17 protein-coding genes are annotated in these 16,204 nt (G+C 57.1%); 12 read left to right on the top strand and 5 right to left on the bottom strand.

The window, feature by feature from the left end; all coding sequences use genetic code 11:
- Positions 1-49 precede the first annotated feature (49 nt).
- From ACR0AM_RS08515 to ACR0AM_RS08470, 10 genes are all read left to right on the top strand, one after another.
- On the top strand, positions 50-868 hold the full coding sequence (locus tag ACR0AM_RS08515; RefSeq protein WP_480474340.1) for an ABC transporter ATP-binding protein: 819 nt from the start codon (positions 50-52) through the stop codon (positions 866-868).
- 29 nt (positions 869-897) lie between these two features.
- Positions 898-1,884: a branched-chain amino acid ABC transporter permease gene (locus tag ACR0AM_RS08510; protein WP_480474339.1), complete on the top strand. Its 987-nt coding sequence runs from the start codon at positions 898-900 to the stop codon at positions 1,882-1,884.
- Positions 1,871-2,290, top strand: a complete 420-nt coding sequence (locus tag ACR0AM_RS08505; RefSeq protein ID WP_480622641.1) for a hypothetical protein — start codon at positions 1,871-1,873, stop codon at positions 2,288-2,290. Before ACR0AM_RS08510 ends, ACR0AM_RS08505 begins: the two co-directional genes overlap by 14 nt.
- Positions 2,287-2,544, top strand: coding sequence for a hypothetical protein (locus tag ACR0AM_RS08500; RefSeq protein WP_480474337.1), 258 nt, complete (start codon positions 2,287-2,289; stop codon positions 2,542-2,544). Before ACR0AM_RS08505 ends, ACR0AM_RS08500 begins: the two co-directional genes overlap by 4 nt.
- A gap of 3 nt (positions 2,545-2,547) precedes the next feature.
- Positions 2,548-3,624 (top strand): branched-chain amino acid ABC transporter permease, encoded by a 1,077-nt coding sequence (locus tag ACR0AM_RS08495; protein WP_480482437.1) that lies wholly within the window; start codon positions 2,548-2,550, stop codon positions 3,622-3,624.
- Positions 3,625-3,698: 74 nt separating this feature from the next.
- The gene (locus tag ACR0AM_RS08490; RefSeq protein WP_480474335.1) at positions 3,699-4,982 is read left to right on the top strand and encodes an ABC transporter substrate-binding protein; all 1,284 of its coding nucleotides are present in this window, start codon (positions 3,699-3,701) and stop codon (positions 4,980-4,982) included.
- A gap of 111 nt (positions 4,983-5,093) precedes the next feature.
- Positions 5,094-5,927 (top strand): ABC transporter ATP-binding protein, encoded by an 834-nt coding sequence (locus ACR0AM_RS08485; protein ID WP_480622640.1) that lies wholly within the window; start codon positions 5,094-5,096, stop codon positions 5,925-5,927.
- Between the two features lie 19 nt (positions 5,928-5,946).
- Positions 5,947-7,164 (top strand): phenylacetate--CoA ligase family protein, encoded by a 1,218-nt coding sequence (locus ACR0AM_RS08480; RefSeq protein ID WP_480622697.1) that lies wholly within the window; start codon positions 5,947-5,949, stop codon positions 7,162-7,164.
- Between the two features lie 122 nt (positions 7,165-7,286).
- Positions 7,287-8,951: an ABC transporter permease gene (locus ACR0AM_RS08475; protein ID WP_480622639.1), complete on the top strand. Its 1,665-nt coding sequence runs from the start codon at positions 7,287-7,289 to the stop codon at positions 8,949-8,951.
- Between the two features lie 73 nt (positions 8,952-9,024).
- Entirely contained in the window at positions 9,025-9,375 is a 351-nt protein-coding gene (locus ACR0AM_RS08470; protein ID WP_480474332.1) for a DUF2794 domain-containing protein, read from the top strand.
- Here ACR0AM_RS08470 and ACR0AM_RS08465 read toward each other — a convergent pair.
- From ACR0AM_RS08465 to ACR0AM_RS08455, 3 genes are all read right to left on the bottom strand, one after another.
- Positions 9,372-10,109 (bottom strand): C40 family peptidase, encoded by a 738-nt coding sequence (locus ACR0AM_RS08465; RefSeq protein ID WP_480622638.1) that lies wholly within the window; start codon positions 10,107-10,109, stop codon positions 9,372-9,374. The genes ACR0AM_RS08470 and ACR0AM_RS08465 overlap by 4 nt on opposite strands.
- Positions 10,106-11,488 carry a leucyl aminopeptidase family protein gene (locus tag ACR0AM_RS08460; protein ID WP_480622637.1) on the bottom strand — a complete coding sequence of 461 codons (1,383 nt, stop codon included), beginning with the start codon at positions 11,486-11,488 and terminating at the stop codon, positions 10,106-10,108. Before ACR0AM_RS08460 ends, ACR0AM_RS08465 begins: the two co-directional genes overlap by 4 nt.
- A 63-nt stretch (positions 11,489-11,551) precedes the next feature.
- Positions 11,552-11,941: a hypothetical protein gene (locus ACR0AM_RS08455; RefSeq protein WP_480622696.1), complete on the bottom strand. Its 390-nt coding sequence runs from the start codon at positions 11,939-11,941 to the stop codon at positions 11,552-11,554.
- A gap of 144 nt (positions 11,942-12,085) precedes the next feature.
- On the opposite strand from ACR0AM_RS08455, the gene ACR0AM_RS08450 reads away from it, so the two are divergent.
- Positions 12,086-12,736 (top strand): carbonic anhydrase, encoded by a 651-nt coding sequence (locus ACR0AM_RS08450; protein ID WP_267363919.1) that lies wholly within the window; start codon positions 12,086-12,088, stop codon positions 12,734-12,736.
- A 97-nt stretch (positions 12,737-12,833) separates the two neighbouring features.
- Positions 12,834-13,370 carry an SRPBCC family protein gene (locus ACR0AM_RS08445; RefSeq protein ID WP_480622636.1) on the top strand — a complete coding sequence of 179 codons (537 nt, stop codon included), beginning with the start codon at positions 12,834-12,836 and terminating at the stop codon, positions 13,368-13,370.
- A gap of 63 nt (positions 13,371-13,433) precedes the next feature.
- On the opposite strand, the gene ACR0AM_RS08440 is transcribed toward ACR0AM_RS08445, so the two are convergent.
- Both ACR0AM_RS08440 and ACR0AM_RS08435 read right to left on the bottom strand, forming a co-directional pair.
- Entirely contained in the window at positions 13,434-14,351 is a 918-nt protein-coding gene (locus ACR0AM_RS08440) for an endonuclease/exonuclease/phosphatase family protein (protein WP_480622635.1), read from the bottom strand.
- Positions 14,352-14,568: 217 nt separating this feature from the next.
- Positions 14,569-16,200: a DUF4139 domain-containing protein gene (locus ACR0AM_RS08435; protein WP_480622634.1), complete on the bottom strand. Its 1,632-nt coding sequence runs from the start codon at positions 16,198-16,200 to the stop codon at positions 14,569-14,571.
- Positions 16,201-16,204: the final 4 nt, after the last annotated feature.

Genomic DNA, 16,204 nt, shown 5'->3' with positions numbered 1-16,204 from the left:
CCATCGCCCTGTCCGCCATCCCGTTTTTGCGCAAGTCAGGGAGTGACTGATGCTGGATAACGCCGAAGGATATGTCACTGAAGACGGTCGCAAGATCGGCGGCGTGGTGATGGAGATGAAGAACATCACTCTGCGCTTTGGCGGCGTCGTGGCGATCAAGGATATCTCGTTCGATATTCGCGAGGGTGAGATTCGCGCCATCATCGGGCCGAACGGGGCCGGAAAATCATCGATGCTGAACGTCATCTCGGGGTTCTATGTCCCGCAGGAGGGAGAGGTCTGGTTCCACGGATCAAAACGCCCAGCGATGCGGCCCTTTGAGGTGGCGCAGCAGGGGATCGCGCGGACGTTCCAGAACATCGCCCTGTTCGAGGGGATGAGCGTTTTGGACAACGTCATGACAGGGCGTTTGAATTTCATGCAGACCAACATCCTCCAGCAGGCCTGGTGGAAGGGAAAGGCCGAGGCGGAAGAGGTTGAAAACCGTGAGGCGGTCGAGAAGATCATCGATTTCCTTGAAATCCAGCACATCCGAAAAACGCCCGTGTCGCGCCTTCCATACGGGTTGAAAAAGCGGGTGGAACTTGCGCGTGCTCTGGCGGCAGAACCAAAGCTCTTGCTACTGGATGAACCGATGGCGGGCATGAACGTTGAAGAGAAAGAGGACATGAGCCGCTTTATCCTCGACGTGAATGACGAATTCGGCACCACCATCGCCCTGATCGAACACGATATGGGCGTGGTGATGGACCTGAGCGACCGCGTGGTCGTGATGGATTACGGCAAGAAGATTGGTGACGGCACGCCCGACGAGGTGCGCAACAATCAGGAAGTCATCGACGCCTATCTGGGAGTCAGCCATGACTGAGACCAAAGCAGATATCCGGGGAGGCACATATGCCTGAGCAGTTAATCTTTGCCACGGAGGTCATCCTTAACGGTCTGATGGCCGGGGTGCTTTATGCGCTGGTCGCGCTGGGCTTTGTGCTGATCTACAAAGCATCCGGGATTTTCAATTACGCGCAAGGGGTTATGGCCCTGTTTGCGGCGATGACACTGGTCGGGATCATGAACGGGCAGGTGCCTTTCGCGCATTTGATCAACGCGACCTTCGGCACTCATGTCTACAACTTCGGTTGGACCATCCCCGCCCTGCTGGCGATCATCCTGACAATGGGCGTGATGGTTCTGCTGGCGTGGTGTGTGCAGCGCTTTGTCATGCGGCATCTGGTTGGGCAGGAGCCGATCATCCTGTTCATGGCCACGATCGGTCTGGCCTATTTCCTTGAAGGCGTGGCCGACCTGATGTGGGGATCCGAGATCAAGACGCTGGATGTGGGTCTGCCGCAGGGCATCAACCTGTGGATTGACGAGGTCACCTTTAACATCTTCGGCTATGGTTTCTTCATCGACAACCTCGACATCGTGGCAACCGTGATCGCGGCGCTTCTGGTCGCGGCGCTGGTGGCCTTCAGCCAGTACACAAAGCAGGGGCGGGCCATGCGCGCTGTGGCGGATGACCATCAGGCGGCACTTTCGGTCGGGATCTCGCTCAACTTCATCTGGGTCATGGTCTGGTCGGTGGCCGGATTCGTGGCGCTGGTCGCGGGGATCATGTGGGGCACCAAATCGGGCGTACAGTTCTCGCTGTCACTGATCGCACTCAAGGCGCTGCCGGTGTTGATGCTGGGCGGGTTCACCTCGATCCCCGGTGCCATCGTCGGCGGACTGATCATCGGTGTGGGCGAGAAGCTGTTCGAATTCTCGATTGGCCCGCTGGTCGGCGGCGCGACCGAGAACTGGTTCGCCTATGTGCTGGCGTTGATCTTTCTGGTGTTCCGACCACAGGGTCTGTTTGGGGAGAAGATCATTGAAAGGGTTTAAGTTCCCCATAATTTTGGGTGTCTCTGCGAGCATAGTTTTTCTTTGCGCGCTGGCCGCTTGGGGTGTTCCAGAGCTATGGACCGATGAGGGCGTATTCCGCTTTGGATTGCTGAAGAAATTGATGATCTACGCGGCACCGATACTGGTGGCATTGCTCTATTTTGCCATTGCCGCTCTGCTTTTCAGGACTGGTTTCTTCGAAAGAACTGTGGCGGCAGCTGGCTTTCTGATCGCGCTTTCACTGCTGTTTTTTGCAGCGATTTCTGTGTTTGGCGTAATGGTAAGCATTGGAATCACCGGGATCATTTTTGGAACATTTCCACTCGCAATCACTGCTCTGTCGCTGGTCGGAACGTCCTTGGTGCTCCTCGACCGCGGAAATGAGGAAAAGGCTTCGATCTCATGACCAAGGTGATCGCCATCATCAACGTAATCGCATGGGCGGGGTTCTGGGCCTTTGGCTACATCGCGCTGACCTCGAATGACCTGACAGACAGCCAGTTGACGATTGCCGCGATCCTGGCCTTTGCCGGGCTGATCATGGGCGTTCTGGCCTACCTGAAACTCGTGCGCGCCTCTGAGGCGAGCGGATATGCCAAAGGGTCCAGCCAGCTGGACGCCGCGACCCGTAACCGGGCGCAGGAAGAATGGGGAAAGTAACAGATGTTCTATCGTGAGGCCGGAGATTTCAAAACCTCCTACGTGGATGACAGCCAGACTTTCCCGATCAAGTTCGACCGGTACCGGTACTATGTCGTTCTGGCGGTGGCGTTTGGGATCATTCCGTTCATCATCAACGACTATTGGGCAAACGCCCTGCTGCTGCCCTTTCTGATCTACGCCATCGCGGCGATTGGGTTGAACATACTCGTGGGCTATTGCGGGCAGGTTAGCCTTGGTACAGGCGGTTTCATGGCTGTTGGCGCCTATGCCTGCTACAAGTTGATGACCGCATTTCCAGACGTCAGCATGTTCATTCATGTCCTGCTGGCTGGTGGCATTACCGCGATTGTAGGCGTTTTGTTTGGCCTGCCTTCCCTGCGGATCAAGGGGTTCTATCTGGCGGTGGCCACGCTTGCGGCACAGTTCTTTCTGGTCTGGCTCTTTAACCGGGTGCCGTGGTTCTACAACTACTCGGCCTCGGGCCAGATCAACGCACCGGAACGTGACGTGTTCGGCATTATCATCTCGGGCCCGAACGCCCCGGCCTGGGCGACATACCTGTTCTGCCTGATCTTCCTGACCTTCAGCGCCATCATTGCGCGCAACCTGACCCGTGGCACGACCGGGCGGACATGGATGGCGATCCGCGACATGGATATCGCCGCCGAAATCATCGGGGTGAACCCGCTGAAAGCCAAGATCAGCGCTTTCGCTGTCAGCTCGTTCTTTGTGGGCATCGCCGGGGCGTTGTTCTTTGCCGTCTATCTTGGCGCGGTCGAGGTGGGCGAAGCATTCGGCATCCAGAAGTCGTTTCTGGTGCTGTTTATGGTGATTATCGGTGGATTAGGCTCGATTTTCGGGTCTTTTGCCGGGGCGGCATTCCTGGTGCTGCTGCCGGTTCTGCTCAAACTGGTTGGCGTCGATCTTCTGGGTTGGCCGACCGATATCGTTGCCCATCTTCAGCTCGTGATCGTGGGCGCGCTGATCATCATGTTCCTGATCCTCGAGCCCCACGGTCTGGCCCAGTTGTGGCGCGTGGCGAAAGAGAAACTCAGACTCTGGCCGTTCCCGCACTGAGGGCTGGCCCAATCATAAAGACGGGTGATCAAGCCCGAACTCAATATCGGATCAATCAAGGGAGGAGACACCCGATGAACAAGAAACTGGCAACTGTGGCGCTGAGCGCCCTGATGGCGGCAGGACCTGCGATGGCGGATCTTGTGTTCCCGTCGCTCAGCTATCGAACCGGGCCCTATGCGGCCGGTGGTATTCCGTTCGCGGACGGTTACGCCGACTATTTCACGCTTCTGAACGAGCGGGACGGTGGCATTGGCGGTGTACCTGCAAACGTGATCGAATGTGAAACCGGGTATAACACCGAAAAAGGCGTGGAATGTTATGAGTCCACCAAAGGTGAAGGCGCACTGGTGTATCAGCCGCTGTCGACCGGAATCACCTATCAGCTGATCCCCAAAGTAACCGCCGACGGCATTCCGTTGCACACAATGGGGTATGGCCGGACCTCGGCTGCGAATGGCAAAGTGTTCAGTCATGTGTTCAACTATCCGGCCAACTACTGGAACGGTGCGTCCGGTGCGATCAACTATCTGTTGGATGAAAATGGCGGTGACCTGAGCGGCAAGAAGATTGCGCTGGTCTATCACAACTCGGCCTATGGCAAGGAACCGATCCGGACGCTGGAAACTCTGGCTGAAAAGCATGGGTATGAGCTGTCCTTGCTGCCGGTTGATCACCCGGGCCAGGAGCAGAAGTCGCAATGGCTGCAAATTCGCCGCGAAAAGCCTGACTATGTCATCATGTGGGGCTGGGGCGTCATGAACCAGGTTGCGGTTCAGGAAGCGGCCAACATCCGTTTCCCGATGGAAAACTTCATCGGTGTCTGGTGGTCGGGCGCGGAATTCGACGTTCAGCCTGCTGGGGAAAAAGCGACCGGTTACAAGGCGCTGACCTTTACTGGCCTTGGCATGGACTATCCTGTCTATGACGACCTGAAAAAGTACGTCGTTGACTCGGGCAAGGCTGCAGGTGCCGGCGATCAGCTGGGTACAGTTCAGTACAACCGTGGTCTTTATGCCGCCATGCTGGCAGCCGAGGCTGTGAAAACGGCGCAGGCGATGCACGGAACCGCTGATATCGACGCATCGATGATGCGCGATGGCATGGAAGCATTGGAAATGACCAACGCCAAGATGGAAGCTCTTGGCATGTCCGGGTTCGGCCCTGAATTCTCGGTTTCCTGCGAAAATCACGGCGGCCCCGGCCTTGTCGGTGTTGTTCAGTGGGATGCGGCGACTGGCGCCTGGAACCCGGTACAGGACTTCAAACCGACAGATGCCGAAGTTATCGGCGCGTTGATCGATGAAGATTCCGGTGCCTACGCAACCGAAAACAGCATCTCGCCACGTTGCGAGTAAGGCATGTTGCGCCACGGATGTGATCCGGGGCGTTCAGACAACCGGAGCGGCGGGTCGCCTGCCGCTCCTCACGAACAGTCCCGGAACGGGCAGGCATGAGGAAACGCGCTGATGCTGGATGCGGCACAAACCACTGACGTGCAGGCGGAAACCCTGCTTGAGGTCAATAATATCGAGGTGATCTACAACCACGTGATCCTCGTGTTGAAAGGCGTCAGCCTGAACGTTCCAAAGGGCGGCATCACAGCACTGCTGGGCGGCAATGGTGCGGGCAAGACAACCACACTCAAGGCTGTTTCGAACCTGCTGCATTCCGAACGCGGAGAAGTCACCAAAGGCTCGATCAAGTATCGTGGCCAGAACGTGCATGAAAGCGATCCGGCCGATCTGGTTGAAAAGGGTGTCATTCAGGTGATGGAAGGTCGCCATTGTTTCGAGCACCTGACCGTCGAGGAAAACTTGCTGACCGGTGCTTATACCCGAAAAGACGGGGCGGCTGCGGTCCAGCAGGATCTTGAGATGGTTTACGCATATTTCCCCCGGCTCAAGGAACGCCGCCGGTCACAGGCAGGCTATACTTCGGGTGGGGAACAGCAGATGGTTGCCATGGGGCGGGCGTTGATGTCGCGGCCCGAGACGATTTTGCTGGACGAACCCTCAATGGGTCTTGCTCCGCAGCTGGTCGAAGAGATTTTCAGTATCGTGAAGGACCTCAACGAAAAAGAGGGCGTGTCCTTTCTGCTGGCAGAGCAGAACACCAACGTCGCCCTGCGCTTTGCACATTACGGTTACATTCTTGAATCCGGGCGTGTCGTGATGGATGGCCCGGCAGCCGACCTGCGCGAAAACCCGGATGTGAAAGAGTTCTACCTGGGCATGTCCGATGAGGGCCGCAAAAGCTTTCGTGATGTGCGGTCCTATCGTCGTCGCAAAAGGTGGCTGTGAGCGGATGGAGGATATGGCGATGACCTATTTCGACGCACTCGAAACACGCTCGGCAGACGAACGCGCCTCGGATCAGGCCAGGGCACTAGTGGAGCAGATCAAACGCGCGATGTCGGCCCCTGGATTTGCGTCGCATTTGTCAGAATCAGACACTAATAATGTAATGTCAGCAGATGATTTGCCAACATTGCCCGTTCTGCGGAAATCGGATCTGACCCGAGCACAAGCCAAACGCCCCCCGTTTGGCGGATTTACGGTAAAACCGGCGCGGCATTTCCATCATGTGTTCCAGTCACCCGGACCGATCTATGAGCCGGGCAGCACTGATCACGACTGGTGGCGCATGGGCCGTTTCCTGAATGCTGCGGGTGTTGGCGCCGGGGACATCGTCCAGAACTGTTTTGGGTATCACCTGACCCCGGCCGGTATGATTTTTGAAAACGGCGCACGCGCTGTTGGCGCGGCTGTTCTGCCCGCAGGAACCGGACAAACCGAGTTGCAGGTGACTGCCGCCCGCGACCTTGGCTGTACGGCCTATGCAGGCACGCCGGATTACCTGAAAGTCATTCTGGACAAAGCGGACGAGATGGGCGTTTCACTGCATTTCTCGAAAGCCGCCGTTGGCGGAGGCGCTTTGTTCCCGTCTTTGCGACAGGAATATGCCGATCGGGGTATCTCGTGCCTGCAATGTTACGCGACAGCGGATCTGGGCAATATTGCTTATGAAAGCGCCGCGATCGACGGGATGATCATCGACGAGCACGTGATTGTCGAGATTGTTACACCGGGAACCGGAACTCCGGTGGCGCCGGGTGAGGTGGGTGAGGTCGTGGTAACCTCACTCAACCCCGATTACCCGCTGATCCGCTTTGCGACGGGCGACCTGTCCGCCGTGATGCCGGGAATTTCTCCTTGCGGTCGCACGAACACCCGGATCAAGGGTTGGATGGGGCGTGCAGATCAGACAACCAAGATCAAAGGTATGTTCGTGCGACCGGAACAGGTTGCCGCGTTGGTCGACAAGCATGAAGAAATCGTCAAGGCCCGCGTCATCGCCACCCGTCAGGGCGAGATGGATTCGATGACTGTCCAGATCGAAAGCACAGGCGGGGATGATACGGCATATGCCAGATCGGTGGCCGAAGTGCTGAAACTGAAAGGCGCAATCGAAGTCGTCGCCCCCGGCTCGCTGCCCAAAGACGGGCTGGTGATTGAGGATCAGCGCGTCTACGAATAGCAGTGAAAATCAGGTCTGCGGCAGTTTGTGTCGCAGATTTGTTGACCGACGCACTGGTGTTTCCGAGCATTTTGGTCGATTAAAGGCAGACCCTAAGCCTTTGCCAATCAAAAGCCGGGATGATGGCCCAGATCGACTATTCAGAAAACGGATCACGCAATCGCGGTGTACGCGGCACACGGCTGTTGGCCGCTGTCGCCTATCTTGTGGCTGCCGCGTGCCTGCTGCCCATGGTGGCCGTGGTCTTGGCAGCGGTGACCGGCGGGACAAATACGATCTCGCACCTGATGGAAACGGTGTTGCCCGGCTATACCGTGACGACCCTGATCCTTGTGGTGCTGGTTGCGGCGGGTACGTTCAGTATCGGCACGGGCGCTGCCTGGTTGGTGACGATGACCCGCTTTCCCGGTGTCAGGATCCTTGAGATCGCGCTGGTCTTGCCGTTGGCCTTTCCGGCGTATGTGCTCGCCTATGCGTACACCTTTATTCTGGATCACCCGGGTATCGTTCAAAGCACCTTGCGGGATGTAACGGGTTGGGGGCCGCGCGACTACTGGTTCCCTGAAATCCGCTCGACCGGGGGCGCTGCAGTAATGCTGATTCTGGTGCTGTACCCCTATGTCTACCTTCTGGCGCGGGCTGCGTTCCTGCAACAAAGTGCTACGGCATTTCTGGCGGCGCGGGCGCTGGGCAACAACCCATGGCTGGCGTTTCGGCGCGTCTCGCTGCCGATGGCGCGCCCGGCAATCGCCGGTGGTGTGCTTCTGGCCATCATGGAGACCATCGCCGATTTCGGAACCGTGTCGTATTTCGGTGTGCAGACCTTTGCGACCGGGATTTACACCAGTTGGTTTTCCATGGCCGACCGTGCGGCGGCGGCGCAGCTGGCGTGGTGCCTGCTTGTCTTTGCACTGATCATGGCTGTGGCCGAGCGCACCCAACGCGGTAAGGCAAAATACTATCAGGCCGGAAAGAAACATGCTGCCCAACCGGCGGAAGATCTGACCGGTCTTCGCGCCGTCGCGGCATTCTTGTTATGTACCATACCTGTTATCTTCGGGTTCCTGCTGCCCGTTATCATACTGGTCGAGATGGGTTTGGAATCGGAACAGAACCTGCTGTCGCGGCGCTATATCAGTTTCATCCAAAACTCGCTGACCCTTGCCGGCACGGCCGCGGTCGTCACTGTCTTTGCGGCGATCTGTGTCGGGTTCTTTCAGCGTCTGAGACCCGGGCGCGCGTCGTCTGCCACGGCCTACATGGCGCGGCTGGGATATGCCGTGCCCGGTGGCGTCATCGCAGTCGGCTTGATTGTACCTTTCGCCAGCTTTGACAACGCGCTGGATGCCTGGATGCGGCAGACATTCGATGTGTCAACTGGGTTGTTGGTTACAGGTTCAATCTGGCTGCTGGTCGCCGCTTACATGGTGCGATTCCTTGCTGCCGCGCTCAGCGCATATGAGGGGGGGCAAAGCACGGTTCATGCCAATATGGATGCCGCGGCCCGGTCGTTGGGGCAAACACCGCTGGGAACATTGCGGCGCGTTCACCTGCCCATTCTGACACCGTCGCTGTTGACTGCGCTGTTGATCGTCTTTGTGGACGTAATGAAGGAATTGCCTGCCACCCTGATCATGCGCCCGTTCAACTTCGACACACTGGCCGTACAGGCGTACAGGCTTGCCTCGGATGAGAGGCTTGAGGGTGCCGCCGTGCCCTCACTGGTCATTCTGGCGGTCGGCCTGCTGCCGGTAATCCTGATCTGCCGTCAGGTTGGTCGGCGGTAACACTTGTGTTGTAAATGCCGGACAACCGCGCATCAGGCTTGATTCAAACATAATTTCCGGCAAGGCTGGCGGTATGAACATGCAGCCTCCCAACCGGTTTTCGGCAAGCGCAGCGCAGATGCCCGTGGCCTTTGACCGGCACGAGATGTCGCAAATCCTGTCCGTTTATGGACGGATGGTCGCCGCCGGAGAGTGGCGGGACTATGGTATCTCAAACCTGCGCGACATGGCGGTGTTCTCGATCTTCCGGCGCACTGCTGAGCACCCGATCTACCGCGTCGAAAAGCACCCGCGCCTGAAATCCCGGCAGGGGATGTACTCTGTCATCGGTATGGATGGCCGCATCCTGAAACGCGGCCACGATCTGCGAGCCGTGCTGCGGGTGCTGGAACGCAAGCTCATCCGGGCCGTAAACCCGGATTAGAGCCTTTTTCGCGCTGTAACAGGCCCGTCGCCCTGATCCTGAATGCGCTGGATCGCCCGGTCCATCGGCTCGTACACAACCGCCATATGGCTGGCGTTCGCATGCAAAATCATGTTGTCGCCCGAAACCCAGGCCACGTGACCTTTCCAGAACAGCAAATCCCCGCGCTGCGCAGGTGTTCCAGCTGACAGGGCAGCGCCCAAGGCTTGTTCCTGATAGCCGCTATCGCCGGGGCAGGGAATACCGCAGGCCAGCAACGCGGCCTGAACAAGCCCTGAACAATCAATGCCGAACCGGCTGTTGCCGCCCCACAGATAGGGCGTACCCAGGAACAACTCGGCCACGGCAACCGGATCGTGCGGTTTTTCTGCAATAGGGGCCATGTGAACCTTTGGGACAAAACCCAATTCGGTCTGCACAAACCGATCCGTTTCGGCAGTCGCGTGGATTTTACTTCCGAAACTCAGAGACACGAGATCGCGGCTTTTGATATCAGGGGTCAAGTATGCATGTGTTGCGGGCGCATTGATCCAATGCGTTGCAGGTATTTCCTCGGACAGGTGGTCTGTTTCCAGCCAACCAGCATATCCGTCTTTTTCTGCGACGATCCTGCTCCACCCGCCGTGGTTTTCTTTGACGTGAACCGTGTCCCCCAGCAGCAATTGACGATCACGCGGCCCGTCAGGAGCACGCAACAGGTCGACGACCGGTTTGGATACGCGGCGCTTGGTCATAATCCCAATACCTCCGGTAAGGCCGACAGCACCGCGCGTGATCCCTGACCCAGACCGCCTTTTGTGCGGCCGGGTTCATTGCTGGGTTGCCATGCGTAAATGTCAAAATGGATATAGCGGCTAGACCCTACGAACCGGCGCAGAAACAGCGCGGCGGTGATAGACCCGGCAAACCCGCCCGAGGGGGCATTGTCCAGATCGGCAATGCCGGGTTCGATCATCGCCTCGTAGGGTGTGTGAAACGGCATTCTCCAGACCGGATCGGCAGAAGTTTTGGCCGCTTGTGCCAAGGCCAGCGCGCAGCTTTCGTCGTCGGTGTAGAACGGTGCCAGATCAGGGCCCACGGCCACGCGCGCCGCACCGGTCAGCGTCGCCATCGAGATCACCAGATCGGGATTCCCTTCATCCGCCAAAGTCAGCGCATCAGCCAGAACCAGACGCCCTTCGGCATCGGTGTTGTTGATTTCAACGGTCAGGCCCTTGCGTGACGTCAGGATATCACCGGGGCGAAAGGCATTGCCTGAGACTGCGTTTTCAACGGCCGGGATCAGAATCCGCAGTTGCAGGGGAAGGTCCAGCGCCATGATCATCCGGGCCAGTCCCAGCACATTGGCCGCGCCGCCCATGTCTTTTTTCATCAGGCCCATGGAGGCGCCCGGTTTCAAATTCAGCCCGCCGGTATCGAAACAAACACCTTTGCCCACTAGTGTCAGTCTGGGGCCACTGGTGCCCCAGGCCAGCTCGATCAGCCGGGGGGCCTGCGCTGCGGCCCGTCCCACCGTGTGAATCATGGGAAAATTCTGATCCAGCAGCGCATGGCCAGTGATCACCTTGCAAGACGCGCCGAACTCATTCGCCAGAACCTCGACCGCTTGCTGCAACTGATCCGGTCCCATGTCCGAAGTGGGCGTGTTGACCAGATCGCGCGTCAGAGCTTCGGCATTTGCCATGGCCTCGATACGGGCGGCGTTGATGCCATCAGGTGCAATCAATGCCGCTGGCCCTCCGGTCTTGGACGCGTATCGATCGAAGACATAGCCAGTCATCAGCCAGCCAAGACACTCCATCTCCAAAAGATCCGCAGGAATGCCCGAAGCAATGCCGTAGGTGCCTTCCGGCAGCGCCATGGCCGCTGCGGCAAGGGGGAACCGTTTGCGCGCACGTTTTTCTGCGGTTCCGTAACCAGCCAGCGCGAACTCAATTGCGCCGTTCGTTGCCGGCACAAGCAGGGCCTGCCCCAGTGCGCCGGAAAACCCGTTTGCTGCGACCCAGGATTGCACGCGCTCAGGCTGATCCAGAAGCCAGCCGTCCAAATCCGGCTGCGCGATTACATGAAGCGGTACGGAAGGGTCAGAGGATGGGGCGAAGGACAGAGTCATGGGCGCCTCGACAGATTGTTTCTGTGCACAGACTAGCCGCGCATAATCTGCCCGCAACCCCTGTCAGACGGAAAGGTCCTGTTGGTCCCAGACGGCTGTCAACGACCGCTCACCAACGCGGATCAGACGTCCCAGGGTCGCGCCCGCTGCTACCGCGTCACCGGCATCGACAGCCTGCGCCACGTCCCCTGCAACCCTGGCCAGAACCGTCATCCCGACCTGTTCGGAAATCGCGACCAGCGACCTTGCGCATTTGCGCAGGTCGGCCCACTTGCGCTGACGCCAAAAGCGTTCGCAGTTCGACAGGCGCACTGCCAGTTCTTCGATGGTGCGGCACAGCACATCCAGCGCGTTCTTGTCGCCCAGTTGACGGTAAAGGCCACTTAATTGATCCGAATCCAGACGGACGGATTCCTTGTGTTCAAGCGTGATTATTTTTTCCACCACATTCACCCTAATTCTGACGCCCCCACGGCGCAGGTTTGATACTGGTGGCAAATTCCTTTGCAAAACCTTGCAGAGAAATCGGATAATTGCTCGAATTTTCCTAGAATTCGGTTTAGAGGATCGATCAGCGACAAGAACGGGGACACCGTAATGGAATTTGCCAAACCTTTGCCGAGCTATCTGGTCACGCGGTATCACGGCTGGAAAGCGACCACGTATTCGGAAAACCAGGTCTGGTTCAAGCGGCTGGCAGATGAAGGGCAGCGGCCCCGGGCGATGGTGATCTCCTGCTGCGACAGCCGGGTCCATGTGACTTCGATGTTTGGTGCGGATCAGGGCGATTTCTTTATCCACCGCAATATCGCCAATCTGGTGCCTCCCTATGCGCCGGACGGCGATCATCACGGTACCAGCGCAGCAATCGAGTATGCCGTCACTTCTCTCAAGGTTGCGCATCTGATGGTTCTTGGTCATTCGCAATGCGGTGGCGTTCAGGGCTGTATCGACATGTGCAAGGGTCAGGCGCCGCAACTGGATGCAAAGGAAAGCTTTGTAGGCCGCTGGATGGACATTCTGAAACCAAAATTCGAACTTGTCGCTGATATCGAAGACAGCCTCGAACAAGCCCGACAGCTGGAACGTCAATCGGTTGTCGCGTCGCTTGAAAACCTGATGACGTTCCCGTTTATCTCGTCAGCGGTCGAACAGGGCACCCTGAGCCTGCACGGGTTGTGGACCGATATCGGAGCTGGCGGGTTAGAGAGTTTCGACCCAATACAGAAGAAATTCGTTCCGGTCTGACGACAGTTCAAAGTGAATAAATGATGCGGAATACGGCTCTGATTCAGAGCCGTTATTTTGTATGCTCCACACATTACGTTTGAATTTGGAGCTTGCTATGAAGATGCTTAAACGAATTCTCGCAGGGTTGTGCCTTCTTGTTGTACTGTTCGTCGCAGTCTCTTACGTATTGCCCGGCAAGGCGGAAGTGTCCCGCAGCATCACCATCGACGCCCCGGCCGCAGTGATCTTTCCGTTTGTGAATTCCATGCAAGCGACTGAGAAATGGTCCCCCTGGCTGTCACGCGATCCGGAGACGAAACTAAGCTACAGTGGCCCCGATGAAGGTGTCGGCAACAAGTTGAACTGGAGCTCTGATCACGCACAGGTTGGCAGCGGTACGCAGGAAATCGTCGAAAGCGTGGAAAATCAACTGGTCAAAACAGATCTGGACTTTGGGCAGATGGGCACGGCCTCGGCTTCGTTCACACTGAAACCCGATGGTGACGCAACCAACGTGACTTGGGGGTTCGAATCCGATCTGGGGCTCAATCCCATGTCCCGCTGGATGGGGTTGATGGTGGATAAATGGGTTGGCGGCGATTACGAGCGCGGGTTGAATAATCTGGAAGTTCTGATCGAAAATAACACCTAGACCCTTCTTGAGATCGCAACATGCGTTCTGGTTTGCCCACCAAGGCAGCGGGGACCTCGCGGATCAATCCAAACGAAACCGCGCGAATTTGCCGAAATGGTCGGACCCCATGAACGGACGCAGTTCGACCGTTCCGGTGGTTCCCTTTGGGAACAAAAGGTTGTCGATCGGCAAGGGTAGGTGCCAGCTGCCAAGATTATGCGTATTCAGGACAGCCCCAAAACTCTGGTTTTCGGCTGCCGCTGCGATCCGCCGGACGCTTGCGCCCCATGGAACCATGTTGAAATCTCCGGCAATCAGAACCGGGCCATCCAATTTTGCGATGCGTTCTGCAATAATCCGGCTTTGGGTCGATTGGTCGTAAGGAAAAGGCCAGTTCAGGTGGATCGATACGATCCAGACCGAAGACCCATCCGGGGCTTCGACTTGTATTCCGACAAGACCATGACCTTTCAGGCAGAACCCGGACCCTTCGACAATCGGCAAAGTTGTCAGGATGGCAACGTTTTGTTCGGAACGAAACTCACAGATCACCTTTTCGGGGTAATGCTCGAACAGGTTGCTCATGTATTCGCGGTTGTGACTTGAGACTTCCTGCAACGTCACGATCTGAGCATCGGATGCTATGATGTCGTCGGCCAGCGAATACCGCGGCCACGCCCTGCTCATGAGGTTCTTTTGATACAGGGTCAGACACGGACCGTCGCAGTCCTTGGGCGGGGCGGCGAAACTGGTTGCGATTGATCCGACAGCAACAGCGGCAAAGGCCAGGGTCACCAAAGCAAGGTATCTGGCGCGCATATACAGCAGGATCGCGGCACACGGCAAAAGCAGAACGCCGGCTTGCGGGCGGAAAAGCGCAAAGGAATCTCCCACCGCCAGGAATTGCCCAGAAAAGCCGATGAGGATAAGCCCGACCAGAATGCCTGCACATCCAATGATCAGGTATTTTCCAATTCTGCGTTTGGTCGAAATTCCCATACTATACCTCTGATGCCCTGTGCAGGGCACCACCTGTTGTCTGTTCTGGCCCATCCGTCGCGTTCAGGTCCGTGCTTAGCTGGCAAGCACGCCTGAATTTGTCAACAGGTCGGCAATTTGGATTGCCGTCAGCGCTCTGCCGAAGCTTGGGGTCCAGTCGGTGCCTTGATGGGTGCGGCTGATGAAATAGACGGCAAAAGCCGAGCGTCTTTGGAAACTACTTCAGGTCCATCCCCTCAGGCCAATTCAATTCAAGGTTCAAGGTGATGTTTGCCTTTTGATCGGGGGCAATATCCATCTCCCAAGCCAGAATTCCGCGTTGGTTGTCCACATTCTCTTCGTTTGGGCGCGGATTGGCGTTCCACGTGATTTCCAGATCGTCCTGCTCGGAATATGGAACCCGGTCCAAAAGGCGCAGCGGCCAGGTTTGGTCCGTCAGGTTTTCAATGCTGATTTCAGCCTGTTCGATCCGTTGATTGGACCGTGAAATAATCCCGGTGTCACCGCTGCTGCGGTTCAGGATCTGTCGGGAAAGTGTCAGACCATGGATTGGGCCAAACCCCATCTCGATTTCTTCCCGAGGGCCAATTTCCTGCGAGTCTCCGGCAGCAACCAGAACATCATCTACAAACCACCGTGCGGCAGCAGACTCCAGAAGCCTCTGATCCATTGGGTTGGTGAACCGAGCGGTCCGATACGCCGTGTCATCGCGCCAGGGCACGCCAAGCGCAAAAACCTCGGCAGATTGGGTGATTGCGTCCAATGCGACCTCGGTAATCTCATAACCAGTGGAAACCGAGATGAGATTTGGCAAAGTGTAAGTGATGCCGGTGCCTTCTACTGACGAGGTCAGTATCGTGCCAATGGATGTCTCTTCTACCACAACAGGTGCCTCGACAACCGCTTCTGCCAATTTCCCGAAATTTCCCTGTTCTGGTTGCGGTGGCGGTGTTTCGCGTATCCAATGTCGTAATGAAGGCAGCCATGATGCAGCGTTCTGTCCAGTTGGGGCAATGGTCGACACATGCATCGTAACATCGCGCCAGTTTTCACCGGTGTCCTGCGTGATCAGGAGGTTGCGGTCGATCCGAACTGTGGGCGCGTCGCCTGTTGCCAAATGAAACTCGTATCCCGGCGACCATTCTGCGGCATAGGAGTCGATGTACGACACGGTCAAAGCACCTTTTGTTGCTGTTTCGGCGGTCACGTCGATGGCAACGAATACATGGTCATCAGCTTCGGGGATCAGTGCTGCCAGATCAGCCTGAGCAATCAACAAATCTTCTTCCAGCTGTTCCAGTTGCCGTTCGACACCTCGGGCTTCGATTTCAGCCGTTTGGGCTTCTTGCTCGGCGCGCAGAGATTCCTCGGCGATCATGCGGGTGATCTCACGCAGCGTGTTTAGGTCGGCAGGCAGGCCTTCATTCTGTCCCAATTGACCAAGAAACAATAAGGATTGGCGTGCAGCCTCGGCGCGTAGACGGGTGGCTTTTGCCTTGTCAGTGACAGCAGTGATCTGATCTTCGATGGCTTCGATCCGGTCCTCGGCCTGCATTACAGCTTCGCTTTTGCGGTCCTGTACCGGAAGGTTTTCAAAGCGCCGCAGCAACGCGGTTTGTGTCAGGCCTTCGGTCAGAACCTGAATTGAAAACAACTGATTTTCGTCACGTGCGGGAATGCCCTGCAAGATCAGACGATGGTTGCCAGCAGGAATTTCGTAGACCCCTGTGCGGATTATGTCGGCTCCTCTGGGGTAAACCGTGACCTCACTGACTTTGGTGTCGATCAAAAATGTTTCAGCATGCAGGACGGTGGGCGCAAGGGCCAGAAGGTAAATCAGGGGTCTCATAATC

This window comes from Ruegeria sp. AD9, assembly GCF_056542305.1.
The sequence above is the reverse complement of the archived record's forward strand: the minus strand, read 5'-3'. Positions and strand labels throughout refer to the sequence as shown.